The organism is Leptospira kemamanensis, assembly GCF_004769665.1.
Lineage (GTDB): Bacteria > Spirochaetota > Leptospiria > Leptospirales > Leptospiraceae > Leptospira_A > Leptospira_A kemamanensis.
Map to the genome: position 1 here is coordinate 1 of NZ_RQGG01000050.1, position 26,608 is coordinate 26,608.

Below are 26,608 nucleotides of genomic sequence, written 5' to 3' on the forward strand. Positions count from 1 at the left end.
TTAATTCAATCCCTGTCATTCCTGGCATGTTGACGTCAAAAATTCCAATGTCAAATTTGGAGTTTTCAATTTTTTCTAAGGCTTCCATTCCGTTAGAAGCAGAAGTCACTTCGTGGCCTTCTGTTGTTAATACCAAATTTAGAATTTTTAATACCGCTGGTGCGTCGTCGACGGTTAATATCTTTGCCATTTTAATTCTCCTCTTGTAATAATGGAATTCGTATTGTTAAACAAACATCTTTTGTGTTTTCATTTCTTAGATTGCTATCTATATTATAAATTTGAACATTTGCTTGGTGTTGGTCCATAATCTTTTTGACTAATGTCAAACCTAAACCAAATCGGAATTGTTCAAATTTTGCATAACTATCATCCACAACAGAAGAAATTCGGAAAAACGGTTCAAATATAAAGGTTTCATATTTTTCCGGAATTCCGTGAGTATCATCTTCGTTTTGATAAGCGGGGTTTATTGTTTTGATTTCTAAAAAATTTTCCCTATGGAAAAAAAGTACATAAATCTGATCACCATCTTTGGAATATTTAATCGAGTTTAGTAATACTTCTCTGATGACATAGGAGAATTTGTTTTGATCCATACGGATTTTAAGATTTGTAACAGAACTGGGGATTTGGCTTAAATTGATTTTTTGCTTCTTAATCGAAAGGGCTTCTTCTAAAAAATTGATTTCGGTTTCAAATAGAGGCAATAGCTGAGAGGGTGATTCTTTTGTTTCTACTACCTTATCATCATCGATAACAGATTGAGAGATTGACATACTATCAAACATGCTTTTCGCAGCTTCATAGTTTTCCGATACTAAATCTAAAATTGGTTTTGGGATATGATAAACATTATTTTCTGCATCCAATTTGCTCTTTGCGAGTAAAATGCTGACAACACTCATAAGGGTTCCGATCCCACTGCCTTGGAAAAGGCTAATATTCATTTGGTGGATGATATCAGCTGAGATGTTTTCGTTTTCTTTGTGAGTAAGAGACTTTTTCCAATCAAAAATATCAATCACTCTTTTGAAAAGTTGGTTTTCCGCTTCATGAATGAATTGGGATTTCATTTTTGTGTTCAGGTATTGGAAAGAGCGATCTAATGTAAATTTTAAATGTTCACAATCGATTGGTGATTGGATAAAATCATAGGCATTGTGTCTTTTTAAGAGTGAGGCTGTTAATGCCCAGTTGGAAGAATCGGTAATTAATATGATGAGAACATTGGGAAAAGAGGTCCCTATTTTAGAAAGCATTTCAAGAGATTCTTTTTCTTTGACATTTGTCACATAAAGGATGATGAAATGAAATTTTTGTTTTTCGAGTTGAGTGTAGATTTCATTCAAATTGGAAACACGTTCATATGTATAATTGATTTCATTTAAACAGGAAATCAATTCATTCGTTTCGTTAGTTTCTAAGAGTAAACTATGTGGTATCATTTCGAACCTATCTCTCTGATTTTATCACAAATGTTGCTTAAGGGTAATTGATGCATCACTGCACCAATTTCAAACGCTACTTTTGGCATTCCATACACTACACAAGTTTCTTTATTTTGGCCAAGGGTAAGGCATCCATTGTTTTTTAGATTGAGTAATCCTTTGGCACCGTCACTTCCCATACCTGTTAAGATGACTGCAATGCTGGAACTTGCGATATCATTGTGGACGGCTGATTCGAATAACACATCAACGGAAGGTCTATGTCCGTTTACTTTATCGGTTTGTGTAATTTTAGTGTACAAATCACCTGCAAATTTTTGAACACTTAAATGATAATTCCCTGGGGCAATGTAAACCGTTCCATTTTGAAGTGGTTGTTTGTCTTTTGCTTCTACTACATTGATTTTTAATTCGGCGTTGAGCCTACCCGCAAACAAAGCAGTGAAATTTTCGGGCATATGTTGGGCAACTAAAATGGGAGGAAATGTTTCATCTGCATCTTCGAGTAATTTACGTAAGGCGGTTGTCCCTCCCGTGCTGGAACCAATTAAGATGAGTTTTTTCTTAAAGGAAGTTCTTTTTTTTTGGGATCCAGAATCTGGTGTAATTGATTTTTTAAGACTGTTTTCGTGTGAAAAATTATAATGAAGCGCCTCATTGAGTTTCGATAAAAGATCTTCTTTTGCTTCAATCAAACTTTCTGGTGTTCCTGAAGGTTTGGTTACGTAATCAAACGCTCCTGCATCCAATGCTTCTAAGGTAATGGAGGTCCCTTCTATTGTAGAGGAACTGATCATGATGACTGGCATTGGGTGTTGGGGTAATAATTTTTTTAGAAATTCAATGCCGTCCATTTCTGGCATATGGACATCAAGTGTCATCACATCTGGTTGTTTGTCGATGATTAGATCTCTTGCTTCAAATGGATTGGATGCTTCCCCAACAACTTCCCAGTTGGGATCTGTTTCAATCCAACGTTTGATCATACTTCGAACACTGCGTTGGTCATCAACTATGATTACTTTGTGTTTTTTCATGAGGATAAAATTGCCATATGTTGGTTGATGAGTTTTCGAACATCGAGGATAAGTCCAGCATGTCCATTTCCGAGAATGGTGCAACCTGCAAGTCCATTGATATTTTTGAAGATCGGTGAAATTGGTTTAATGACGATGGATTGATTTCCTAGGATTTCATCAAAGACAATACCCATTTGTTTTTCATGAGATTCTGCAACGATGACATATTTTTTTTCTAATTGGTTGTGAGAGTTTAACTCAGAGTCTTTTCCAAATAATAAATCTATATCCACCACAGAGATTTGATTTTCGCGATATTGAAAACTATGATTGTTTTTATACAACATATGAATTGGTTCTTCTTGGATGTAAAGGGATTCTTTAACATCCATCGATGGAATGATGAAATACGTTTCTGATTTTCGCACCACCAAACCTTCGATAATGGCAAGGGTAAGGGGAACTCGAATTAAAAATACAGTGCCTTGTCCATACACCGAACTCACATCAACAAATCCTTTCAGAGTGGAAACATTTTTTCGGACAACGTCGAGGCCAACACCTCTGCCGGATAAATCAGTAACTTCTTTTGCCGTGGAAAAACCAGGATGGAATAAAAATTCCCAAACATTTTCATCGGTTAATGACTCGATTTCACTTTGGTGGATCAGTCCTAAGGATAAGGCTTTGTTTAAAATTCTATCACGATTTAAACCTTTTCCATCGTCACGAACTTCAATCCAAACCTCTTTCCCTGATTGAGTCGCAGTCAGTTGGATTTTCCCTTTTGGTGATTTACCTGCTTCTTTTCGTTCTTCGGGAGTTTCCAATCCATGGTCAATGGCATTACGAATGATATGAACAAGCGGATCATACATCTCTTCGATGATGGATTTATCAATTTCTGTTTCTTCACCAGAGATGACAAGTTCCACTTGTTTGCCGGTTTTTTTGGCAGTGTCCCTTACGAGTCGTTCCATTCTGATGAAAACACCTGCGATTGGCACCATCCGTAAGCTCAATGTGATTTCTTGTAAATTGCGAATGAGTTTTTTTAATTGTAGGGCTGATTTATGAAAGTGATCTAACTTCAGGTTTTGTAGGTCTGGGTGTTCTGTGACCATCGGTTCATTGATCACAATTTCTCCCACAATATCTAATAATGAATCAAGTTTGTCTGTATCAATGCGTATGTCTTTTTTCTGAAGTGGTTTTTTTTCGGTATTTGATTGAGCGATTGTGTTAGGTGGAGAATCGGTTTTTTGCGGAGCTTTGATTTCATTGGGAGAACGATAGAGTCCAAACTCTTCTTGGGGTTTGGACTCTTCTGCAAAAAGTCCGAATTCTTGTGTTGTTTTTGGTTCACTTGGAATGGGAAAGAGCCCAAATTCTTCTTGTTTCTTTTCTTTTGGATCTGATAGGAATAAACCAAATTCTTCTGTCGTCTGTTTTGGTTCCGTTCTTTGGAAGAGCCCGAATTCACTACTATTTTCTGAACTTGTATTTTTTGTTTCTGTTGGATTCGTATGGGAAGAGTGATCTTTTTTTAAACTCTCCAATTTTTGATTGGTGCGAGAGATGAATTGAAGTTGTTCGTCTTTGTATAAATCACCTCCACTTGGCTCATTTTCTTCGTGTTCGACCAGTTCGTTTAAATGATCGAGTGCAGTGAGTAAAATTTCTAAGGTTTCTTCGTCTTGTGTTTCTGGAGTTTTTCTAAGATAATCTAACAAGTTTTCGGCGGCATGGGCAACTTTAACAATTCCAGATAATCCAAAAAATCCAGAACTGCCTTTGACTGTATGGAAATGGCGAAAGAGAGTATCTAATTGTTCACGATCTACCAAACTACCATCTAACGTAGTTTTTTCGAAGTTGAGAAGACCAATTTCAATGTTTTCTAAACATTCTTTTGCTTCCGTTAGATATTCTAAAACATCTTCTCTTTCCATGAATTAATTCCCTGGAAGCTCATGTAACATTAGATTTTCTTCTTGGGTGAGAAGGCGATCTAAATTGATTAATATTTTAACAGAGTCACCCACACGACCTGTTGCATAAATAAACCTCGATGATTTGGATTCGCCAATCTTGGGAGCGAGGTCAACATTTTCGGGTGGAATTTTAACAACGTCATTGACCTTATCCACAACTAGTCCAAGTGGATTGCCATCCAGTTCCACTAGCAAAACACAAGTCCTTTCATGGTATGGAAGAAAAGGCATATCAAAACGAAGGCGAACGTCCATAATTGGAATGATTTTTCCTCTGATATTGATGACACCTTTCAAAAAAGGGGCTGTGCCCGGAATGGTTGTTATGGCCGGTAAGGCTAAAATTTCTGTGAGGTAACGAACTTCAAAGGCATAATAACGATCATCTAAGCTAAAACAAAGATACAAATCTTTCATTGTATCTTCTTCGATTGTATCCCAAGAATTAGGTGAAGTGTTCATGGTATTGCCTATAAAACGATTCTTGGTTTTTCAATGCGGGTGAGCGCGGTTGATTTGGATCCTTCCTCTTTTAATTTGAAACCCATAATTACTGACCGCATAATTTCAACTTGTCGTTTTAAGGTTTCGCTGGAGGCAGCTACTTCTTCCGCTGAGGCCGCAGTCGTGCTAGTAACGGTTGTTACTTGGTCAATTCCTTGTGTGATTTGCAAAACTGCTGATTTTTGTTCGTTGATGGAAAGGGCTAAATCTTTGGTTAAACTACTCACATTGTCTGCACTCTCTGAAATTTGGCCGAGTACTTCTGCCGTTTTTTCGGTTGCATCATTTCCAAGTTTTACCTTTTTCATGGAGGACTCGATGAGTAGTGTTGTTTCATCGGCAGCATTGGCACTTTTTTGTGCTAGGTTTCTCACTTCTTCCGCTACTACAGCAAACCCTTTTCCATGTTGGCCCGCACGTGCAGCTTCGACTGCCGCATTGAGTGCAAGGATATTGGTTTGAAAAGCAATGTCGTTAATCACTTTATTGATCTTTGAGATTTGTTCGAAGGAATTACTGATTTCTCCCATGGCAGAAACCAAATCTTTCATACGTGAATTTCCCTCAATGGCTTGTTTGGCCGTGGATTCGGAAAAAACTGTCATCTGTTCTGCATTTTCTGCATTCGCTAAGAAACTATTACTAATCTCTGTTAGAGTAGCGGAAATTTCTTCTACGGCACTTGCTTGTTCACTCGCAGCTTCTGAAAGGGAAGTGCTGGCATCCGCTAATTGTTGTGCTCCTAAGTCGACTTCTTGGGAAGTGAAAAAAAGTTTTTCCACTACTTCCGAAAGATTGATTAACATTCGTTTTAAACTAAGTCCTAATTGGTCCCTATCGGAACGTAAACTCACATCAGAGCTGAGGTCGGAGTTGGCAATTCGTTCTAAATGTTCTGCTCGTTCTTTGATAAAGTCAACTAACTCCATAAAGGCTTGGGAAAGTTGTTGAATTTCATTCCCTTGGAGATGTTTTGCATTAGCCAATAGATTTTGTTCTGAATCTAAATTGACATTTAAGTCTCCAATCGAAATGGATTGAGCTACTGTCACAATTCGTTTCATCGGTCTTGCGATGGCATCGGAAAAGAAAAATGCGATGAAAAATACGAGAACAAAGGAAGCTACCACAACGGTGGTGACAATGATCAAAGAATGTTGGAATTGTTCTTCCGATTTATGGTATTCTTCTTTTGCAACTTTCAGTTGGACTCGGATGAGATCATCTAAATGATGGGTGAGAGGCTCAAAGATTGGATACATCTCTGTGGAAACAAATTTTTCAATTTCAACTTCATTGCGAGTTTCTAAAAGAATCCGAAGTCGTTTGATTCCCGCTTTGAGTGGAGGAAATTCTTTTTCCATCTCGGCTATGATGACTTTCTCTTCGGGAACTAAGTAAGTGGATAAATATACCTTCCAAACTTCGTCCGCTTTGGCTTCCGATTGGCGTATGGATTCTAACGCTTCTTCGATCGACATCTTGCGATCCCGGACTTTATTGGCAGAATCCACAATCCCAATGAGATATGCATCCGATACTTCTTTGATTTGGCTGATCGGAACCACTCTGTCTTCAAAAACAGTATGTAAGGATGCTAAAATTTGATTGGCTGAATAAAAGCTGGCACCTGCCACTACAATCATCAAGAGAATGGTGACCATAAAGGCCAAAAGAAGTTTTGCTCGAATTTTTAAATTTTGAATCCATTTCATAGTAGATCCCCTAGAGGTGGGGCAAAGTATGAATTCATTTTTTAGATAGTCAAGCGTTTCCTAATATTCCTTTATAAAATAATAAATTTCTTTTTGGAAATATTTTAAAAAACGTTAGAAAGATTTCGAATATCCTAAACTAACATAAAATAAATGGACTGGGATTTTTTGAAGTGTGTACGATTCACGCAAACTTGTTTTGATGAGGACATCATTTAGAGGATTCCCTGTATTCACATCTTCGATTGCATTGAGAATTGCGGTATTATACGCACCGTACAATCGGGACGGATTGACTACTTTTCCATCTTCCGAGGTGCGGTTCCAAGTCGCCTTGTCCGGATCCCCTCCCGCATATCCAAAATAATTATTGGTGTCATAGAGATAGGCATTGGGGCGTAAGATATGAGCTCCTTTCACAAAAAAATCGCCAAAGAAAAAAGATATGGCAGATGTTATGTCTTGTATCCCGTTTCGGTTATCGATCATATTATTGCTCATGGTGTAACCAATGTTCCATTGCGGTTGGATTCGGAAAAATTTCCCTTCAAAAAATGTGTAATTGGCACTTAAGGAGAGGTAGTTCTTTCCTGCCATCAGACCACCGTTCTCCGTGGAAAATTGTGTGTAATAGGAAATCATAGGTTTTAAAATCCGTGCAATTGGTAACTTCCAATGAAAAAAATACTCGTGCCAAGAAAGTCTGGTTTGAGCATCGGGGTTATTGGAATTGAACGAATTGGCAGCTCCCCCTGAAACCACCGGATTTGTTTTTTGCGTGGAAGGTAATAAAAGAGAGTTTGGTGTTTTTTGAAAGGTATTATAAAACCAAATGCCTACGCTAAAATCACCGAGAGCACTCGGATCAAAATGATAACTCATAGAAAAAAACATCCCATCTGCCCGTTTGTTCCCATTGGGTTCTTTTTTCGGTCCATATCCTTGGTTGGGAATGAATCCAGAACAGGCTGGGTTTGCCGCTTCTCTTCCTGTGATTTGGTTTTGTACAGATTGTACGCATGGATCTTGGTTGTACGGATCGTAAAATCGTGGATCTTCTCCGATGTAGCTTGGACCTACAGCACCTGGACTGGTTTGGAATATCCGTTTGTCGGAATCTTTATCGTCTCGGTTTGTGAGTTGGAAGTTTCCAAACAAAAGCCATTCGAATTTTTTATCATGGGACCACACACTCACGGTTGGTTGTAAAGCAGGTGCGTAAGTAAAACTTTGGTAAGCAGCACCATCTCTTCGGTTTTGTCCTTCCCCTGTAAAGGAATATCCCCGCCAAATAAAGTCTGACACAATTTCAGTATTCGTATCAATCGTGATGGATTTAGGTTCTTCCTCTTTTGTTTGTGAAAAAATAGAAAGAGGATAAAAGAGAAATAAAAGAAAACATCTAAGGAGAATGGGAAACGAGAATTGTTTGGAATAATTCACGAAATTTACGTCCTCCTTCTTTTAAGATGGGTTCAGATAATAGGGTCTCTCGATTCGAATTCGTTTTTAGAAAAACCTTATATTCTTTTTTTAATACAGATACGTGAATGTACTGAGCAAATGCTTCGGCAAAGGTATCGTCTGCATTGGTTGCTGCATACAAGGACACAAATTGTGTATTTATCAATTTTTTATATAAAAACTTTCCATCCGGGAAGATGGGGATCTTTGGATTTTTTTGGTAGAATTTGATTGTTGGTCTTTCTGGAAAAAATGTGTTTTCGTAAGGAGAATAGGTTTCTGACCACCAAAGGGATTGGAAATGAAGATAACTCCGAAAGTCTCTGATTTCTTCTGCATAATCGGGTACGTAATGTTTGACAATGGCAACAATATGACCGAACTCATGTAAAAAAATAAAAGATAAAGAAGTTTGTAAAGAATTGGAATGGTCCAATTGCACTTCGATGGATTCTGTTTCCGATTGTTGAAATGCGGTATTTTCTTTTTTGGTAGCCCAATCATTTCCTCCTTCACTGAGTAAATCGGAATCTAAAAAGATGATTCCACCGACAGGCTTTCCTTCTTTGTTTCGAATAATGCCTGTTACTCCAGTTGAACCTAAGTTTGTTACAAAATAGATTCCATAAATCAGTTCATTGGCTAAATCATTCACTTCTCTTGGGTAGAGGCGTTGTAATTCCTGAATTCGTTTTTTCCAAACGGTAAGGTCTTTTGTTCCCGAAGGGTTGTCTTCAAATCCATCAATGGCATTGAGTTCTTGAATGGACCTGGACCTTTCTTTGTCTAAAGGGAAAACTCTTTCACTCCATTCCCCTGTTTTTTTTGGTAAAGTTGATTCTTTGAGTCCCAAACTTTCTTTTGCCCATTTGGCGTAAGGATTGGCTGGAATTGTAAAATCCTTGGGAGTACAACTTAAAAAAAGACAGAAGAGAATGGATAGTGAGTAAGGAATTGTTTTCATTTGCCGATGGTATTTCTATATGAAAGGATTTGTTGGTCTATGCTTTTTTTTACCAGGAATCCTTTTCGCTGAGATCAATCCTTGGAATCTCAGGCCAGATGTTCGAATCTTAACTCGAAAAGAAGTTTCTCATATTGTTTTGGAAAAACGGGAAGAACATTACAGAGTCACACTTCTTGTTTGTGAACGATTTCCTTACAATTATAAAGCCATGTCCCATCCCTTTTTCTTTCGAATGGAAGATGAGAAAAAAGCTATGGAACTTGCGAATCAAATGGACAAGTTTTTGGACACAGGAAAAAGTTTCACCATCACCTTGAATGGATCAGAGATCCAAACTTTGGTATGGGGAGAACCCGATTGACTCGTTCGTTTTATTTGTATTTCAAAGAAATTTTTCACAAACCTACCAGGCAAGAATGGGATATCTTAAAACTGGCAGAACCTCGTTTTGAGAAAGAATACATCTTCTCCATTTTTTTAACTCACTTCATTGTTTATAGTTTGTTACTCGTCCCTCCCTTTTTTGAAATTCGATGGGACATCCTTCCTTATTTGTTAGGCATTACCATCATTCGATTTGTCTTATTATTACAGTTTTATACCAAATCCATTCCTTTAGAAAAAGTGATTTATGTAAGTGGTCTCTTTGCAGATGGATTGGTGTATTTAGTATTTTTAAAAGGAATCCAACACTTCCCCACACTTGGAAATTTTTATTTATTAAATTCCTATCTCATGTCCTTTATCATCCCTATTTTACTCTATAGCACTAGATTAAAACCAATGGGTTGTGTGATCAGTGCCTTGTATTTATCTTTTTTTCATATCTCCTACAACTTACAACTTCCTTCTGAAATCGCAAACACCACTTCTTTTTTTAGCCAATACTTTTTACTTTTTGTTTATCTCGGTAGCGGGTTACTTGGTGTTGTGTTTGTATTGAACAAAAGAAAAGATACTGCTGACATGTACAGTTTGTCCGAAGAAAGACGGTTTATGTTACAAGAGTTGCAACTTGCCAAACGTGTACAAGATGCACTTTTTCCGGGAAATATCAAAATACCAAATCTAACCTTTACCTTTTATCGTAAGAGTCCCAATGTCATCGGTGGTGACTTTTTTGATTTCGTACAACTCAGGGAAGGAAACGTCGGTGTATTTCTGACTGATGTCGCAGGTCATGGAATCTCTTCTGCGATGGTTGCCTCCATTATGAAGGTTCTTGTTTCTACGATTCCTTATCGATTCAAAACAGCACCAGCTAAGCTTATGGATTATTTGGATGATCGATTGGCCAATGATTTGGACAAATACCATGCTTCTGCGATCTATTTGTTTTTTGATTTTATCGAAAAAAAACTCATCATCGGAAATGCGGGTCATCCTTATTTGATTTTAGCAAAAAAAGGAGAAGAGTTTACGGAATTGGAAACCCAAGGTGCGATCCTTGGATTTAATATCAAAATCCCACCTATCTCGGAAAAAACCCTTCCCATCGCCAAAGGAGACCGGTTTTTTATCTATACGGATGGACTCATTGAATCCATGGACCATGAGGGCAATAGTTTAGGAACAGAAGGTTTACTTGCCTTACTCAATCGTCACCGAAATAGCGATAACGTCAAAGAATTGGAAAACAATCTTTTGTTTGAACTCAAAACCAAGTTCGGTTTAGATACTTTTTCTGATGACACCATGTTCCTCATATTGGAAGTAGAAGAATAAGGAGAAATCATTTGTCTTTTTTAGAGATCCAAATCAAATCCAATTTTGCCGTTGTCACCATCAAAAGACCTGAGGCTCTGAATGCCTTAAACGATGTCGTTATTACCGAAATCGGTGCCATGGTAGATACATTAGAATCCAATTCCCAAGTGCGTGGTTTTATTTTAACAGGGGAAGGCAAGGCATTCGTCGCAGGTGCTGACATTGCCAAAATGAAAGAGTTCAACGTAAACGAGGGACAATCGTTTTCGGAACTTGGACAAACTGTATTTCGTAAAATGGAATTATCAGGACTCATTTCCATCGCTGCCATCAATGGATTTTGCCTTGGTGGAGGAATGGAATTGGCTATGGCATGTGACATTCGTTATGCGTCGACGGCTGCTAAATTAGGTCTTCCTGAAGTAACTTTAGGTTTACTTCCTGGTTTTGGTGGATCACAAAGACTTCCAAGACTCATTGGAGTAGGAAGAGCAACAGAACTTATTTTATCTGGTGACATGATCTCTTCAGACGAAGGATTTAGACTTGGTCTTATCAACAAAGTTTGTGATCCACAAGAACTATTAAATGAATCCGAAAAAACACTTTCTACGATCTTATCTCGTGGACCTAATGCAATCAAGGCGGCCAAGATGGCAATCCGTCAAGGATTGGAAACCAATATGGAACGTGGTTTAGAGTGGGAAAAACAATTGTTTGGTGGAAGATTCGCCGACAAAGAAACAAAAGAAGGTCTTTCCGCTTTCCTAGAAAAACGAAAACCTAATTTTTAAAGGTATAACCAATGATGACACGGTCTTTTTTATTTTTCATACTTGTTTTGGGGTTAGTTTGTAAACAAGCGGAATCCTTTCCGTCTCAAACCAATACACCCGAAATCATTTTTGGAAGTGTGGCAGACCGTGTTTTAAAATTGGAGATTGCCAATACTCCTTCCACTCGTGCGACGGGGCTCATGTTTCGTACAAAACTCGGGGAAGACGAAGGTATGCTCTTTGTATTCCCGAAGGCTGACTATTTGAACTTTTGGATGAAAAACACTCTGATCCCCTTGTCGATTGGTTATTTTTCAGAAGATATGCGACTTTTAGAATCATTCGATATGAAACCAAACCAAACTGAGGAAATGTACAACTCACGGAAACCTGCGATGTATGCGTTAGAGGTCAACCAAGGTTGGTTTGCCAAACATAAAATTGGAAAAGACGCAGTTCTTACCTTAGAACGGAAAGTCTCCGCAAAAGATTAAATTTTCTCTTTTTACTTGAATCTAAACTTCGAGCTGTTTACCATTTCGAAGCATGGTAGTCAATAACCCTCGTCTCATCAATTTATTATCCGAAGAACAAAAAGCCGATTTGGCTTCGATGGAAAAACAATTTGCTCACCACTTAGAATATACCATAGGTAAAAATCGTTATAATTTAAAAAACGAAGACATCTACAAAGCACTAGGTCATACGATTCGTGACTTTCTCATTGATCGACTGAATTTCACTCACGAACGTTACAGAGAACAAAATCCCAAAAAAGTTTTTTATTTTTCCTTAGAGTTTCTTATGGGGCGAACCCTGATGAATGCTCTCATCAATCTTGGTTTGTATGAAACCATCCAAGAAATGTTACGAGGCATTGGTTTTGATTTAACAGATGTGTTAGAATTTGAAACAGATGCAGGTCTTGGAAATGGGGGACTTGGTCGTCTCGCTGCTTGTTTTTTAGATTCCATGGCGACTCTCAATGTACCTGGATTTGGTTATGGAATTCGTTATGATTACGGGATCTTCAATCAAATCATTGCCAATGGAAGCCAACTCGAAATGCCAGACCACTGGGATGCAGATGGAGTTCCCTACGAAGTGGTTAGGTCTGATATATCTTTTTCCGTAGGATTTTTTGGCCATACAGAAACACGTGTGTCAGGCAAAGGTAAAATCCAACATGATTGGGTGCCAGATGAAACAGTCCTTGCATCTGCACATGACTATCCCATCCCAGGATTTAACACGAGTACGGTGAACTATCTTAGGCTTTGGGCAGCAAAGTCTTCTGAAGAATTTAATTTGGATTATTTTAACCACGGCGATTATATGAAAGCCGTCCAAGACAAATCGATCTCGGAAAATATTTCCAAAGTTTTATATCCAAATGATACCACCGAACAAGGAAAGGTGTTACGTCTCAAACAACAATACTTTATGGTTTGTGCCTCTTTACAGGATATCCTTATCCAATTTCGAGAATTCAAATACAATTTGAAGGAACTACCTGATTTTATCGCGATCCAATTGAATGATACTCACCCAAGCATTGGAATTGCCGAACTCATGCGGATCTTTTTAGACAATGAAGAGTTGGACTGGGAACCTGCTTGGGACATTGTTACCAAGGTATTTTCTTACACCAACCATACTGTTTTACCAGAAGCATTGGAATCATGGCGAGTGGAGTTATTTGAAAAACTATTACCAAGGCATTTAGAAATCATTTATGAAATCAACCATCGATTTTTAACTGAAGTTCGTAACAAAGGGATTCTCACGGAAGCCGAAATCCAACAAGTGAGTATCATTGAAGAAGGAAACGAAAAACGAGTGAGGATGGCAAACTTAGCTGTCATTGGATCCTACCGTGTGAATGGTGTTGCTGCCTTACACTCTGATCTCATCCAAAAAACCATTTTCCAAGCATTTACCAAAGTATTTCCAGAAAAGTTTAATAACAAAACCAATGGAATCACTCCACGTCGTTGGTTACTACAATCGAACCCAAGCCTTGCCAATTTAATTTCTAAAAAAATAGGAAATGAATTTACTACCAACTTATACAAGTTAAAGGATTTAGAACAATTTGTAGACGATAAGGATTTCCAAAATGATTGGAAACAAGTGAAATTCACTGCTAAAAATGAGTTGGCTCGTATCATCAAAAGTGAAACCGGAATCACGATTGATCCTAATTCCATGATTGATGTACAAATCAAACGGTTCCACGAATACAAACGCCAACTTCTCAATATCTTACGAGTGATTGCCTTATACCGCCGCATCAAAGAAAATCCGAATACGGAAATCACCCCACGTACTGTGATCTTTGGTGGGAAAGCGGCACCTGGGTATTATATGGCAAAACTCATCATCAAACTCATCAATAACGTAGCTTGGGTGGTCAACCGTGATAAAGATGTCGCGGAACGCTTGAAGGTGGTATTTATTCCCAACTACCGTGTGAGCCTTGCCGAAAAAATTATTCCAGGCAGCAATTTATCAGAACAAATTTCTACTGCGGGCACAGAGGCCTCTGGAACAAGTAACATGAAATTTATGTTAAATGGTGCATTGACCATTGGAACTTTGGATGGTGCCAATGTGGAGATTTTGGAAGAGGTAGGACAAGAAAACATTTATATCTTTGGTCTCCATACCGAAGAAGTGTTTCGAATGAAAGAAGCAGGATACAAACCAACAGACTTTATTCACCAAAACGAAGACCTACATCGTATTCTCCTGATGATCCGAGAGAATTTTTTTTCCATGGGGGAACCGGGAGTCTTTGGCCCTATTTACGATAGTTTGTTTTATACTGACAATTATTTACTGATGGCTGATTTTTCCTCGTATGATGAAACGCAAAACCGTGTGGCACATGATTTCCTAAACGAAACCACTTGGACAAAAAAATCCATTTTGAATGTGGCTCGGTCAGGCAAATTTTCATCAGACCGCACGATACGGGAATACGCGAAGGATATTTGGAAGGTCCCCCTTCTTGACACAATTCCACCCCAAACGATCTATAAATTGCCACAAAACTGAATCGACATAAAAGAAAGGAAGGATTATCCTTCCTAGGAAAGGGTTTCAAATGAGTAAAGGTTATATTATATGTGTCGATGATGAAGTATCAGTGTTGGAAACGCTCGCGGAGCAACTACTGGCTCGGTTTGGGGAGTCCCATATCATCGAAACAGCAAGCAGCGCCGAAGAAGCACTTTCACTCATTGATGAAATCATTGGCAGTAATGATATTGTGGAACTCATCGTTTCCGACCAAGTGATGCCAGGAATGAAAGGGGATCGATTTTTGGAACAGGTACACCAACGCCTTCCTGATGCGATCAAAATCCTGTTAACCGGACAAGCTGGGCTTGATTCGGCCATTTACGCCATCAACAATGGGGGACTCAGTCGGTATGTCGAAAAACCTTGGAACATTGAAGAACTATCCAAAGACATCAAAGACTTACTCGATAAGTTTCGCCAAAATTTGGAGAACCAACATCTTATCCAAGCACTCAATCGTAGGATCCAAGAACTCGAAGCAAACCAAACCTAATTCTCTCTTTCTTTGTTTTTTCATCGGAATTCTTTCTCTTTCGCCACTCCTCGGGAAGGAGAAAGAACTCACAGAGGAACAAATCTCCAAAAAAAAAGATGTACTTTCCAAAATGATTCGTTATGGTACAAGCCAAGAACGAAAACAGGCGTTAGGTGAGCTAGTCCGTTTTCCCAAAGAAAACGCAAGTGAACTATATGTTTTGGTCGGAGAACAATTAAAAACCGAAAAAGACATGGGGATGAAAATTGTCCTACTGAAAACAGTAGGTGACCTGGGCTTAAAAGAAAACCACGAAACCATCATCACCCTTTTTGAAGATACAAATGAAGATGTGAACAAACAAGCGGTGACTTCTGCTAAAAAAATGAAACTTGGGGAAGCAACAAGTCCACTCTTGGAAAAAGTGAAAAAAGAAGACTTCACAAAAAATTCTAATTCCTTGGCTTTATACATTTCTGCTCTCGGGGAATTACCAGATGGAAAATCAGCTGCTCCCTTTTTAGAAACAAAATTTAGAGAGAAGTTTAATAACGCAGACATTCGAGGTCAAATTGCTCTCTATTTTGGAACTGTTTTGTACAAAGAAGCTGAACAAGCTCTTCTGGAAGTGGCCTTTGATGACATCCAACCGACAACACTTCGTTGTTATTCGATGAATACCTTGGGAAAATTAAAATCAGATCAAGCAAAACCGAAGTTATATGAACTACTTGATTCCCTAAAAAAAACATCTGGTAAGTTGGACGCAAAAAAAGCACAGTCCTTAAAAATTTATGCAATCGGAGCCCTCGTGACGATGGGGGACAAAGAAGTATTCCAAGAACTCAATGAATTTGCTCGGGACGATGATAGTATGGTGAGACTGCGAGCGATTGAATTTATGGGAAGCCTAAAAGATCCGAAAGCCTTAGAGTTATTAGAATACAAAAGAGATCGTGATCCAAGTCCCAAAGTACAAAAGGCTGCCAAAAAAGCCATAGATCAAATCAACGGAAAAGACACAGCCTCAGAAGATGAAAAATCACCTGAGGAAAAAACCGAAGAAGAACCCAAATGAATTCTTTACACCAAACGGGGAACGGATCGAAACAGAGTGGCAACGAAGGGAAACAGGGAAACTTGTTTTTTGACTCTTCCTTACAATCGGAATGTGTTTTCCGATCTTTCTTGATTTGTTTTTGTTTGTTTTTTTTCACGAGTTCCCTAATTTCCGAAACAGATGCCAAATATTCCGGTCCAATTGCGCGTTCCGAAAAACGAATCTTAGATGGGAAATTAGAATTCGAAAAAACAGGGAATTTCCCATTGGAATGGAAATTGTATTTCAAAGCCAAACAAGGAGATTTTGTCGTTTTTTACGATTTGAATGGAGACGAAATCCATTTTCGTTACAGAAGGAATAAGTTTGATTTAGACGCTGAGTTTTTTGTAAAAGACTTGTTTGTTGGCAATCCTTACCGAGTGAAAGGGGAATGGATTGGATACTATTATTATTCCGTGGATGAAAGAGGAAAAAGGTCCTCACTTCCCACTCCCAAAAAACTCCCTGGCGAAAAAAAAGAAATCATCGATAAACAAACCATTCCCATTTTCCAACTGAGAGAATATGTAGAAATCAGAACCGATGATTTACTCTATTAGATCTCAAATCTATGTAAAAACTGAAAGTTGAGAAACAAAATGGGATTTGGATTTTCTTCCCGTTTCGAGTAACTCACATTCAATGACAGAAATGAACTCACGAATTTGAGTTTGAGGATTTCTTCTCTTTCTGTGAGATTGATATTAAAGTCAGTTGCGTAGGTCCAGTTTTCAAACCAAGCTCTTGTTTTGAGATTACCTTCGCGAAAGAGAGCGCTGAGTTCAATGAGTTGTCCACTTTTGAAAGGAATGGCAATTTTTCCTTCCCACTGTCCACCCAGTTCACGCCATTCATAACCGACAGACCAAACCGTTTTCTCTTTTCTCCATTCATAACAAACGGCTCTTCCAATTTCTGTTAATTGATAACTCCCTGATTCTTTATACTCGCGATAACGATACAAAAGATTTCCCCAATCGGAAACCAAAAATGGAAAAAATCCTGAAACACCAGATTCATAACGATGGCCTTCGATGGAAGAGAGTGTTTCTCCACCAAATCGATGTTTGTAACTCCCTCTCATATAACCTAATGTTTGTGGGATTTCTGGCCTGAATTCTCCACTGGCCACATTTCCATAGAGAAGGGGTGAATCTCGATACAAAGTGGAATCAAAAAAATATTCGGAGTTTTGGGATTCTGATTTTGTGTATAAAAATCCTACGGATTCTTTTTTGTCAAAAATTGATTCGGATTGGATTCTATGTTTTCCCCATTTCTCTAAAGCAAAGTGATCATTCATAAAAAAACTAGATTTCGAATCTCCTGGTGACCAGACACTCGCATATGATTTGTTTGGTGACGTAAAGTAAATTCCGGGATGAGGGGAAAAACCTTGGGAAGAAAAACCACCTAATTCTGCTTTTTGGCCAAACATTGGAATTAGGGATCCAAAAAAATGGGAATTTTGAATGGGTTGGGGGAGAGGAGAGTTCGGCCGATCCATCTGCGAATAAAAATTGGGGTCTTTGTCGAAGTAAAAATGAGGAATGGGTTTGTAACGACTCCCGGAAGTCAGCCGATACTGATGACTTGTGAAATCAATTCCATATAAAAATTCTTCATCTCGTTTTTCGAAACTATATCGTTGTCCGTGATGATTACCTCCCAGGAAAACCCCTGAGTGGTTTTTCTCTTCGATGGGTAAATTTCTGACATCTAGGTTTTGGTAGCTGAGACCCACAAATAATTCGTTTGTGACGAGGGAAGGAGAGGTTGCTTTTCTGGGATCCTCTTCCCTGTTCGGGGACTTGTTTGGACCTGTATTCTTTGGTTTTCTGGAAATCGAATCGGACTTCGGGTGATTTGGATAACTTAGGTTGAGAACTTTCCACACCTTGGACACGAGTTTTGCCTCCTTTCCTTGGAGCGAACGTTTCCATTCCAGGAAGGCCTCACGGGATTGGTTAGCCTTTGATTTCCAAATGGCCACTAGTTTTGGAGAGAGGCCCTGTTTTAATAATTCCTGAACAGAAACGTCTTTTGGTGTTTTTTCCCCAGCAAACAATGACTGTACGAAGAATACCCACAAAAAAAGCGCTTTTTTCTGCCAATCCACCAGGATTGGGGTCAGAATTTTCGTATTTTTTCCCTCATTCCGTTTGCTTTTTTTAGAAAAAGGGACATATTCTTTCGCTAGAGCGAAAAAAATTCCAACTTGGGACGGGTTTTGTCCCATATGAATGCTAAATTGTTAATACAAACCGATAAAAACGTGAAAAAAATATTGACTTAACTTCTCATATGTTAAGTAGTGTAAACAAGCGTTTAGTATATTATTGGTATTATTTTTTAGTTTTATGTCGTCTAACTAGATGACGGGGAGGAAAAACCTATGATCGTTCGATCCATCCAACAACCCGCTTATAACCGCCACAAGGACACTGGGCTTCCAGGCCAAGGTCCTAAAAAGGGATTTGCCCAAAACCAATCGGAAAAAACTTTCGAAGAGTATCTCATGGAAGCGTTCCAAGGAGAGGTAGTCCAAAAAGGAAATTGGGTATCCCCCAATCTGTCTGACTTAGGGAAAAAGAACCTAAGGAAGATGTAATTCCCATTCTCTGGATTCTGTTCTAGAAAGAGGATCCAGGGGCCGACAATCAAAGTATGGAGAAACTTTCCATACTTTGGGCACTTGTTCGGCGTGACTATGCTCTGCAATACGCAGGTTCCTTTCTCGGAATCTCTTGGATGTTTTTGCAGAACCTAGTACTGATTAGTTTGTACGCCCTCGTTTTTTTAGTTCTCAATCTCCGAAATCCATCCACCCAAGAAGACTTCACTGCCTATTTACTCACGGGACTTTTGTTTTGGATTCCCATCCAAGAACTCCTTGTGCGAGGGACGGGAATTCTCACCGACAATCGTTCCTTACTGAAACGTTCTAGTCTCGGCATCGATTTGTTTTTGTGGATTCCCTATGTCCAATTTTTAATCCATAGTTTTGTGACTTCGATTCCGGTGTTTCTCTACTTGGCTTATTCCGGGAAACTGAATCTTATGGGAGTGGTGTTTGGTTATCTCGTTCTTGTTTTATCGGGATTGTATTTGATGTTACTACTCCATTACCTGTCTAGGTTAAATATTCTATTAAAAGATATTTCACCTTTGATTCGTTTGGTGAGCCAATTGATTTTTTGGGGAATCCCTGTTTTATATTATCCCACTGGTTATTTGAAACAATGGAATGAATGGAATCCTTTTACCATCCCATTGGATGTCTTTCGTACAACTGTGATCTCTGGTTTCCTACCACAATTTGATTGGTTTCATATCTTACCGTTTCTCTTTTTCTTTTTTCTAGTCTATTTACTTGCCAAAAGAAAATTCCAGTCCGTCATTTTGGATCATCTCTAAATCAAAATGGTTTCTGTTTTCATCGAAAATCTTTCCAAGGATTACCTTGGATTTTCAAAGCCTTGGAAACGGATCATTGCTGGGCTCAGTTTTGGATATTTTGGAGTGGATTCTGAGTTCACCGCCATACGTTCGTTATCTCTAAAAATCAATCCTGGCGAAATTGTGGGCATCATTGGGCGTAATGGAGCCGGAAAATCCACACTATTAAAACTCATCACAGGAGTGATCCAAAAAGAGGCAGGGATTCTCCAAGTCAATGGAAGTGTACGTGCACTTTTGGAACTCAGTGTAGGTTTTAACCCAGAGTTATCTGGGGAAGAAAATGTATATTTTAATGGACTTGTTTGGGGTTACCAACCTTCTGAAATCAAATCGTTTACAGATTCTATCTTTGCTTTTTCTGAATTGGAAGAGTTTCGAAACACTCCTTTAAAAAACTATAGTTCCGGAATGGCCATGCGCCTCGGATTTAGTTTGGCCACAGCAAAACGTCCAGATATTCTCATCGTCGACGAGGCGTTAGCTGTCGGTGATGCGAGTTTCCAACAAAAATGTTTAAAACGAATCAAAGAATTTTCAGAATTAGGTTCTTCCATTCTCGTAGTGAGCCATGATTTAGGACTTGTTTCTTATTTTTGCACTCGAGCCATACTGTTGGAAAAAGGAAATCTATTGTTTGACGGAAATCCAAAGGAAACCATTGAACAATACATGTTTGTCCTAGCTGGGGATGCAAGGAGTAAGGACCGAACGTCCCAACCGACAAAACAGAATGTAAAGGTAGAAATGCAAACGGAAGCGGGTGTGCCATCCCAAATCTTTTTCATTGGTGCCAAAACAAATTTACAGGTTTCTTTCCAATTGGACGAAGCCCTGGAAGAAGCAACGGTTGGTTTTCATATCGATAATGAAAAGGGGGTTCGGATTTTCGGCACAAATACCCATCTCTTAGGAAACCGAAATTGGAATCTCAAACAAAACACACGGTATTCTGTGACGTTTCAGTTCCCCATCCAGTTTGGACCGGGAAAATACAGTGTAGGAATTTCCATTCACAAGGGTGAGTCCCATATCGAAGGCAGTATTTTCTGGAGTGAGTCCGTTTTGGATTTTGAAGTGGAACAGGGCCAAATCCAAAAATTTGTGGGGGTTTGCCACTTACCTACTGGTTTTCAAATCCAAGAAGGGTAACCATCCCATTAGAAAAACAGTTTCCTTTTCGGTGAAAATTGAAACTCTGGAAATCCTATGAAAGTTTGTGTGGTCGGAACCGGATATGTGGGCCTCGTTGCAGGTACCTGTTTTGCTGAATATGGCAATGATGTAATTTGTATTGATAAAGACGAAAAAAAGATCAGTGACTTAAAAAATGGAATCATACCCATCTACGAACCAGGATTATCTGAACTTGTAGAACGTAATTATAAAGAGGGCCGCCTCAAATTTTCTACTTCCTTAAAAGATGGAGTGGAATCTTCTGAATTTGTTTTTATCGCCGTAGGAACTCCTACATCTGACAATGGTTCGGCGGATCTTCGCTTTGTGTTTGCAGTCGCAGAAGAAGTGGGAAAAACCATGAATGGTTACAAAATCATCGTGGATAAATCAACCGTTCCTGTTGGCACAGCAGACAAAGTAAAAGAAATTGTATCTAAATACACAAAACATCCGTTTGATGTTGTCTCCAACCCAGAGTTCTTAAAAGAAGGGGCGGCAATCGAAGATTTTATGCGTCCTGAACGAGTTGTGATTGGTGCGGAATCAGAAAATGCAGCCAAAAAAATGAGTGAGTTGTATTCACCATTTGTTCTCAACGGTAACCCAATCATCACCATGAGCATTCGATCTGCGGAACTCACAAAGTATGCATGTAATGCTTTCCTTGCGACCAAAATTTCCTTTGTGAATGAGATTGCGAATTTATGTGATGCGTTAGGTGCAAATTATGACGACGTTCGCAAAGGAATGGGAACAGATTCAAGAATTGGACGCCAGTTTTTATATGCTGGGATTGGTTATGGTGGATCTTGTTTTCCAAAAGACGTTCGTGCACTTCTAAGAACCGCGGAAGAAGTGAATGCACCTATGCACATCATTCAGTCGGTTGAAGATGTGAATGAAAAACAAAAAACTCGTCTTACTGATAAAATTTTCGAACACTTTCGATCAAATGATATGAAAGGGAAAACATTTGGAATTTGGGGTTTATCCTTCAAACCTGGAACAGATGATATGCGGGAAGCACCTTCCATTCCACTCATTTATGAACTCCATAAAAACGGCGCTAAAATTCAGGTATTTGATCCTGCTGCCATGGAAACTTCTAAATACTATTTTGATGGGAAAGTGGAATATAAAAAGGATGCATACTCTACCTTGGAAGGGGCAGACGCAATGTTGTTATTAACAGAATGGCGTGAATTTAGAGAACCTGATTTCAAGAAAATTAAATCCATGTTAAAGTCACCTCTCATCTTTGATGGAAGAAACCAATACAAACCAAATTTAATGAGTGAGTTAGGGTTTACCTATTATTCGATCGGGAATCGTTAGTTTCCCATTCGATTGATTCACTAAAAAAACTCTTTGAGAGAGGGATCAAAAACCTCTCTCAATTTCAGACAAAGCTTCTTCACATAAGGATTTGTCTGCATCCGTCACCAACTTTGGTTTGATGTCAGATAAAATCTCTTTTGCTTGTTTTCTTTCCCCTGCTTCTTTGAGTGCAATTCCATAATACAATGTTGCTGTAATGATTCGTTTTGAATTTGGATAAAGTTGCATAAATTCTTTCCAGGAGACCACTGCGGATTCTTTGGAACGATTCACTGACTTTACCAAGTTCAAATTGAAATGAGAATTCTCTCGGAGGTTTGGTTGGTCTTTTGATTTTTGTATGGATTCCTGAAATTGAACTTCTGCTTTGTCATATTCCTTGTTTTGGAAATACAAAAGTCCTAATCGAAAATGGTAGTTGGGATTGTTTGCATCCTTTCTTTGTTCGGTTTTGAGATAGGATTCCAAATTTGGTTCTTGTAAGATCCGTTTGGAAATGGAAAGGATATCTTCTTTGGTGGCAAGACCTGCGATTTTTGTGACAAAGTTTCCCTCGCCATCTAAAAACAGAATTGTAGGGTAACCTTCGATATTGTATTTTTTACGTAAATTAGGGAACTCTTCCCCATCTAACCTAACACGTACAAAATGGTCTAAAATCCGACTGACTTCCGGATCAGGAAAAATTTCTTTTTCTAACACTAAACAATACGTACACCAATCTGCAAAAACATCAACGATGAGGAATTTTTTCTCTTTTTTGGCAGTTTCAAAACCCTTTTGGATGGAGTTTCCCCATTGGGAATTTGCGGAAACTGTGGAGACTTGCAGAAACAAGAAAAAGAATAAAATCAATCGATTCATCAACTCTCATTCTATCCCCTTTCTCCACAGGCAAACAACCAATTTTCGCTTTTTCGAAATGGATTGACCCAATTCCATGGTAGTGGGAAGGCCAAAATATGGAATTTTTACTCAAATTGGAAGATTTGCTCCGCAAACGAAAAGAAGAATTACCTGAAAAATCCTATACGGCGGAATTGTTTCGCGATGGGGTCGATCGTATCTTAAAAAAAATTGGAGAAGAAGCAGGGGAAGTCATCATCGCTGCCAAAAATCCAAATGAAAAAGAACTCATTCACGAAATTGCCGATTTGGTATTCCACTTAGAAGTGCTCATGGTTGAAAAAGGGATAAGTTTGACTACCATCGCCAAAGAATTAGAAAAAAGACATAGCTAATCAGTTTCCATTGGGAAACACATGAAAGGATTCCTTTTTTTTCTTTACCCACTCACTTGGGTGTATCGATTTTTGTTTTGGATCAATCAAAGAAAAATCACACCTTCTCGAATTCCCAGTGTGAATGTGATCAGTGTTGGAAACATCACAGTGGGAGGAACAGGGAAAACCCCCTTTGTTCAATACCTAGTCAAATACTTTCAGAAAACTAACAAAGAATATGCGATCACAATCCTCTCGAGAGGTTATGGAGCAAAAAAATCAAAAGAAGGTGCTATTGTTCCAGATGGACTAGCTCCCGATCTTTATGGTGATGAACCTAGTGAACACAAAGATCGTTTCCCCAATGTGCAAGTCATCATAGGAAAAAACAGATGGGAAAGTTTTCTACAACACAACCAAATCCAATCACCAAAACATATTGTGCTTTTGGATGATGGATTTCAACACAAACGGATTCACCGTGATTTTGATATCGTGCTTTTGGATGCCAATGCTCCCTTTGGAAATGGATTCACCATCCCATTGGGTTTTTTAAGAGAACCCATCTCTCACTTAAAACGAGCAAACACCATTGTATTCACGAAGTTAAACGAAAAAAACATGTCTCTCTTTCAAAAGGGAAAAAAGGAACTTCAAAAAGAAGGTATAACACTTCCTATCTTTTCTTCTCACTTTCAGACATCAGTCAAACAAATCCATTTGGATACACTAGACGTTTCGAAGATTGAAACTCCATCGAAGCTTTTGGAACTTTCACCAAATGCGAGTTACTTTTTATTTACAGGTGTTGGGAATCCAAAACAAGTTTTAGATACGGCTCGTGTTACATTTGGACAAAATCAGATTCGACATCGATTTTTCCCAGACCATTATCCATTCACGGAATCTGTTTTAATCTCTCTTTTAGCTGAATGTAAGGGCGAAACCATTTTTGTGACTACAGAAAAAGACTGGGTGAAGGTGCGAACAAACTCTGGTTTTTTAAACGCATTAAAAGAGAGCAAGAGTCAACTTGTGATTCTCAATATTGAAGTGGTTCTCGATGAAGTGGAAAAATTCGAATCTATGTTAGCTGGTCTCGTTTCCACATACGAAGTAAAAAACGATCTGGTTTCAAAGACTGGATGATGTGTTCTGGAACATTCATTTCCTCTTTTGGATTTTTCTTAGGTAAACCGAGAACTAAATTGACTAGGATGTTTGCTGCCAATAGAGCATGAGTGATTCCCCGAGACCCAAGCCCGTTTAAGATACCTACCGATTCAAAATAAGGAATTTGAAAGGGTTTCCCATTTTTTCGGAACAAATTTTGGTATTTGATGGACGTATCCAATTGTGATACATTCGGAAGTTTGCCCACAACAGGATGGCGGTCTTGGGATTGGGTTCTGTAACTCACACGGGTTCCCAATTGAGAAAGATCCACTCCATCCCATGATTCTCTCAAGTTCGGTAGTTTTTCTTGTAAACCCTTCCATAGTTGGATGGTTTCTTCCATCCTCGGTTCTTCTTCCAAATGAAATTCATCAAAACTGGCACCAAGCACTCGTTCGCCGTTAATTTCTGCGGTTAGATAATCTCCATATAAGATGGAGGTATTGTTTGGGAAATAATTCATTGGAACTTGTACAATTTGTCCGCGTACTTGTTTCATTGGGATCCAATTGAGTCTTGGATCAGATGCAAATTGGTATCCTTGTGCTAAAAATAAATAATCAGTATGGATCGATTCTTTATTCGTTTGGCAGATAATTTTTCCTTCTGTTTCCACCCAAGAGATCAGATTGGTTTGGTAGACTTCCTCTGGTTTTGCATATCGAATCAATTCCTTTGAGAGTTCCACTGGAGAGAGAGCTTTTCCTTGTGGAAAAAAAAGGGAATCCTTTTGGGAATACGGATCCATTCTGAGTTCTGCCAAAGACTTGGGGATATTGTGGTTTTTTAGTGCATGCGAATAACGATCGTAAGCAGATCCTGAGTCAAGTAGATAGTGGATCCCATCCACATGAGGAACCGTGTTTCCTAGGTCTAAGGAATCCCAAAGTTCTAAAAAATATTGAAAGGCAAGATACGAAAATTCTGATTCAGCTGTTTTGTGTTTGGTGAGAAAGGGATACACAACCCCAATGGGATTGCCACTGGCTTTCGTTGCCGGTTTGGATTGCTTTTCCATTAAAATTGTTTTGATATTTTGTTTGGAGAGAGCATAACAAATGCTAGCACCTGCAACCCCACCACCCACCACAATGGCTGTTTTGTTATTATTTCCATTCATGGGAATTTAGTCTAAAACTCCCGTGATCATTTCTCTTTTTTTTCCAAACCCTTTTTGTTTTTGGATTCGAAACCCAAATCCTTCCAAATTCCTGCGGATAAAACCTGCTGCGGTAAAGGTCGCAAGTCGTGTTCCCCTATCAGAATGGGACCTGATTTTAGAAAGTGTGGTTTCCGACCACATCGTTTGATTTTTGCTGGGGGAAAACCCATCCAAATACCAAAAATCAATTTTGGGAAAAAAATCGAGACAGGACTCTACATCACCGAAATACAAGTGTAAGTCGAAAGTATGTTTTCCCTTGGGATGAAGGAAATGGGTTTTCCATATTTGATCTTTTGGATTTTGTTTCCATTTTTCCAACTGGGAGTTGTAGGAAGTCAGTAGTGTTTCTGTCCATACAACCTTATCTGGAAAATAAAGATGCAGTGAGTGTAAAATTTCAGTCTGTAAAGGGAATCCTTCTAAGCTATAAAACGTGAAGTTAGGCGGATTTTCCATCTTCGACCATTCGTGTAAGGTCATAAATAGATTGAGTCCTGTTCCAAACCCGAGTTCTCCAATCGTCTTTGGGAGGTTGGTTCCATTTGCCAAAACTTCAGGAATTTTGTTTCCTTCCCAAAACACATATTTGGATTCTTCCCAACCACCTTCTTTAGAGAAGTAAACATCTCCGAACGTAAGTGAGACGGGAACTCCGTCTTCGATGGTAATATCTGTGTTCTGGTGTTTTGGGTCGTCCACTTGGTTTAGGTTCCCTTGTATGGCCATCCTCTAGGAACCAAAGGGGAATGGAAACGGAATCTAAATGACTCCGATCGGTAAGATGTTACGGGCAGGAGCGGAATTCCA

General features: G+C 38.8%; 26 protein-coding genes. 14 read left to right on the forward strand and 12 right to left on the reverse strand.

Annotated features, from left to right (window positions below):
• The 8 genes from EHQ59_RS16255 to EHQ59_RS16290 form a co-directional block, all read right to left on the reverse strand.
• On the reverse strand, positions 1-190 hold a 190-nt coding region (locus EHQ59_RS16255; RefSeq protein ID WP_135620854.1), incomplete at its 3' end, for a response regulator.
• 1 nt (position 191) lies between these two features.
• Complete coding sequence (locus EHQ59_RS16260; protein WP_135620856.1) at positions 192-1,448, reverse strand: ATP-binding protein; 1,257 nt, start codon at positions 1,446-1,448, stop codon at positions 192-194.
• A complete protein-coding gene (locus tag EHQ59_RS16265) occupies positions 1,445-2,488 on the reverse strand; it encodes a protein-glutamate methylesterase/protein-glutamine glutaminase (protein ID WP_135620858.1) in 1,044 nt (347 codons plus the stop codon). The genes EHQ59_RS16260 and EHQ59_RS16265 overlap by 4 nt, the downstream gene beginning before the upstream one ends.
• On the reverse strand, positions 2,485-4,422 hold the full coding sequence (locus tag EHQ59_RS16270) for a chemotaxis protein CheA (protein ID WP_135620860.1): 1,938 nt from the start codon (positions 4,420-4,422) through the stop codon (positions 2,485-2,487). Before EHQ59_RS16270 ends, EHQ59_RS16265 begins: the two co-directional genes overlap by 4 nt.
• 3 nt (positions 4,423-4,425) lie before the next feature.
• Positions 4,426-4,926 carry a chemotaxis protein CheW gene (locus EHQ59_RS16275; RefSeq protein ID WP_244245587.1) on the reverse strand — a complete coding sequence of 167 codons (501 nt, stop codon included), beginning with the start codon at positions 4,924-4,926 and terminating at the stop codon, positions 4,426-4,428.
• 8 nt (positions 4,927-4,934) lie between these two features.
• Complete coding sequence (locus tag EHQ59_RS16280) at positions 4,935-6,683, reverse strand: methyl-accepting chemotaxis protein (RefSeq protein WP_135620862.1); 1,749 nt, start codon at positions 6,681-6,683, stop codon at positions 4,935-4,937.
• Positions 6,684-6,797: 114 nt separating this feature from the next.
• Complete coding sequence (locus EHQ59_RS16285) at positions 6,798-8,126, reverse strand: hypothetical protein (protein WP_135620864.1); 1,329 nt, start codon at positions 8,124-8,126, stop codon at positions 6,798-6,800.
• Positions 8,086-9,111, reverse strand: coding sequence for a hypothetical protein (locus tag EHQ59_RS16290; RefSeq protein WP_135620866.1), 1,026 nt, complete (start codon positions 9,109-9,111; stop codon positions 8,086-8,088). The genes EHQ59_RS16285 and EHQ59_RS16290 overlap by 41 nt, the downstream gene beginning before the upstream one ends.
• Before the next feature lie 19 nt (positions 9,112-9,130).
• Here EHQ59_RS16290 and EHQ59_RS16295 point away from each other — a divergent pair, with 19 nt between their 5' ends.
• The 8 genes from EHQ59_RS16295 to EHQ59_RS16330 all read left to right on the forward strand — a co-directional run bounded on the left by EHQ59_RS16295 (position 9,131) and on the right by EHQ59_RS16330 (position 16,821).
• Complete coding sequence (locus EHQ59_RS16295; protein WP_135620867.1) at positions 9,131-9,475, forward strand: hypothetical protein; 345 nt, start codon at positions 9,131-9,133, stop codon at positions 9,473-9,475.
• On the forward strand, positions 9,472-10,839 hold the full coding sequence (locus EHQ59_RS16300; RefSeq protein ID WP_135620869.1) for a PP2C family protein-serine/threonine phosphatase: 1,368 nt from the start codon (positions 9,472-9,474) through the stop codon (positions 10,837-10,839). Before EHQ59_RS16295 ends, EHQ59_RS16300 begins: the two co-directional genes overlap by 4 nt.
• Before the next feature lie 11 nt (positions 10,840-10,850).
• Positions 10,851-11,615, forward strand: coding sequence for an enoyl-CoA hydratase-related protein (locus EHQ59_RS16305; protein WP_135620870.1), 765 nt, complete (start codon positions 10,851-10,853; stop codon positions 11,613-11,615).
• An 11-nt stretch (positions 11,616-11,626) separates the two neighbouring features.
• Positions 11,627-12,091, forward strand: coding sequence for a DUF192 domain-containing protein (locus EHQ59_RS16310; RefSeq protein WP_135620872.1), 465 nt, complete (start codon positions 11,627-11,629; stop codon positions 12,089-12,091).
• 52 nt (positions 12,092-12,143) lie between these two features.
• Positions 12,144-14,657, forward strand: coding sequence for a glycogen/starch/alpha-glucan phosphorylase (locus tag EHQ59_RS16315; protein WP_135620875.1), 2,514 nt, complete (start codon positions 12,144-12,146; stop codon positions 14,655-14,657).
• Between the two features lie 49 nt (positions 14,658-14,706).
• Positions 14,707-15,177: a response regulator gene (locus tag EHQ59_RS16320; protein WP_135620876.1), complete on the forward strand. Its 471-nt coding sequence runs from the start codon at positions 14,707-14,709 to the stop codon at positions 15,175-15,177.
• A 112-nt stretch (positions 15,178-15,289) separates the two neighbouring features.
• The gene (locus tag EHQ59_RS16325) at positions 15,290-16,237 is read left to right on the forward strand and encodes a HEAT repeat domain-containing protein (protein ID WP_244245588.1); all 948 of its coding nucleotides are present in this window, start codon (positions 15,290-15,292) and stop codon (positions 16,235-16,237) included.
• Complete coding sequence (locus EHQ59_RS16330; protein WP_244245589.1) at positions 16,234-16,821, forward strand: LIC_11959 family protein; 588 nt, start codon at positions 16,234-16,236, stop codon at positions 16,819-16,821. Before EHQ59_RS16325 ends, EHQ59_RS16330 begins: the two co-directional genes overlap by 4 nt.
• On the opposite strand, the gene EHQ59_RS16335 is transcribed toward EHQ59_RS16330, so the two are convergent.
• On the reverse strand, positions 16,818-18,380 hold the full coding sequence (locus EHQ59_RS16335) for a hypothetical protein (RefSeq protein WP_135620879.1): 1,563 nt from the start codon (positions 18,378-18,380) through the stop codon (positions 16,818-16,820). The two genes, EHQ59_RS16330 and EHQ59_RS16335, sit on opposite strands and share 4 nt — an antisense overlap.
• Before the next feature lie 276 nt (positions 18,381-18,656).
• On the opposite strand from EHQ59_RS16335, the gene EHQ59_RS16340 reads away from it, so the two are divergent.
• From EHQ59_RS16340 to EHQ59_RS16355, 4 genes are read left to right on the forward strand one after another with little or no spacing between them, the layout of a single operon-like run.
• Positions 18,657-18,872, forward strand: a complete 216-nt coding sequence (locus EHQ59_RS16340; protein WP_135620881.1) for an LIC12298 family protein — start codon at positions 18,657-18,659, stop codon at positions 18,870-18,872.
• Positions 18,873-18,928: 56 nt separating this feature from the next.
• Positions 18,929-19,678, forward strand: coding sequence for an ABC transporter permease (locus tag EHQ59_RS16345; RefSeq protein ID WP_135620883.1), 750 nt, complete (start codon positions 18,929-18,931; stop codon positions 19,676-19,678).
• Positions 19,679-19,684: 6 nt separating this feature from the next.
• The gene (locus EHQ59_RS16350; protein ID WP_135620885.1) at positions 19,685-20,872 is read left to right on the forward strand and encodes an ABC transporter ATP-binding protein; all 1,188 of its coding nucleotides are present in this window, start codon (positions 19,685-19,687) and stop codon (positions 20,870-20,872) included.
• A gap of 57 nt (positions 20,873-20,929) precedes the next feature.
• The gene (locus tag EHQ59_RS16355) at positions 20,930-22,234 is read left to right on the forward strand and encodes a UDP-glucose dehydrogenase family protein (protein ID WP_135620887.1); all 1,305 of its coding nucleotides are present in this window, start codon (positions 20,930-20,932) and stop codon (positions 22,232-22,234) included.
• 45 nt (positions 22,235-22,279) lie between these two features.
• On the opposite strand, the gene EHQ59_RS16360 is transcribed toward EHQ59_RS16355, so the two are convergent.
• The gene (locus tag EHQ59_RS16360; protein ID WP_135620889.1) at positions 22,280-23,101 is read right to left on the reverse strand and encodes a thioredoxin fold domain-containing protein; all 822 of its coding nucleotides are present in this window, start codon (positions 23,099-23,101) and stop codon (positions 22,280-22,282) included.
• Between the two features lie 98 nt (positions 23,102-23,199).
• Here EHQ59_RS16360 and hisE point away from each other — a divergent pair, with 98 nt between their 5' ends.
• Together hisE and lpxK are read left to right on the forward strand one after the other, a co-directional pair.
• Complete coding sequence (gene hisE / locus EHQ59_RS16365) at positions 23,200-23,478, forward strand: phosphoribosyl-ATP diphosphatase (RefSeq protein ID WP_135620891.1); 279 nt, start codon at positions 23,200-23,202, stop codon at positions 23,476-23,478.
• Positions 23,479-23,499: 21 nt separating this feature from the next.
• Positions 23,500-24,609 carry a tetraacyldisaccharide 4'-kinase gene (lpxK, locus tag EHQ59_RS16370; protein WP_135620893.1) on the forward strand — a complete coding sequence of 370 codons (1,110 nt, stop codon included), beginning with the start codon at positions 23,500-23,502 and terminating at the stop codon, positions 24,607-24,609.
• On the opposite strand, the gene mnmC1 is transcribed toward lpxK, so the two are convergent.
• Together mnmC1 and mnmC2 are read right to left on the reverse strand one after the other, a co-directional pair.
• Entirely contained in the window at positions 24,545-25,756 is a 1,212-nt protein-coding gene (mnmC1, locus tag EHQ59_RS16375) for an FAD-dependent 5-carboxymethylaminomethyl-2-thiouridine(34) oxidoreductase MnmC1 (RefSeq protein WP_135620896.1), read from the reverse strand. The two genes, lpxK and mnmC1, sit on opposite strands and share 65 nt — an antisense overlap.
• 6 nt (positions 25,757-25,762) lie before the next feature.
• Complete coding sequence (gene mnmC2, locus EHQ59_RS16380; RefSeq protein WP_244245590.1) at positions 25,763-26,500, reverse strand: tRNA (5-methylaminomethyl-2-thiouridine)(34)-methyltransferase MnmC2; 738 nt, start codon at positions 26,498-26,500, stop codon at positions 25,763-25,765.
• Positions 26,501-26,608 lie beyond the last annotated feature (108 nt).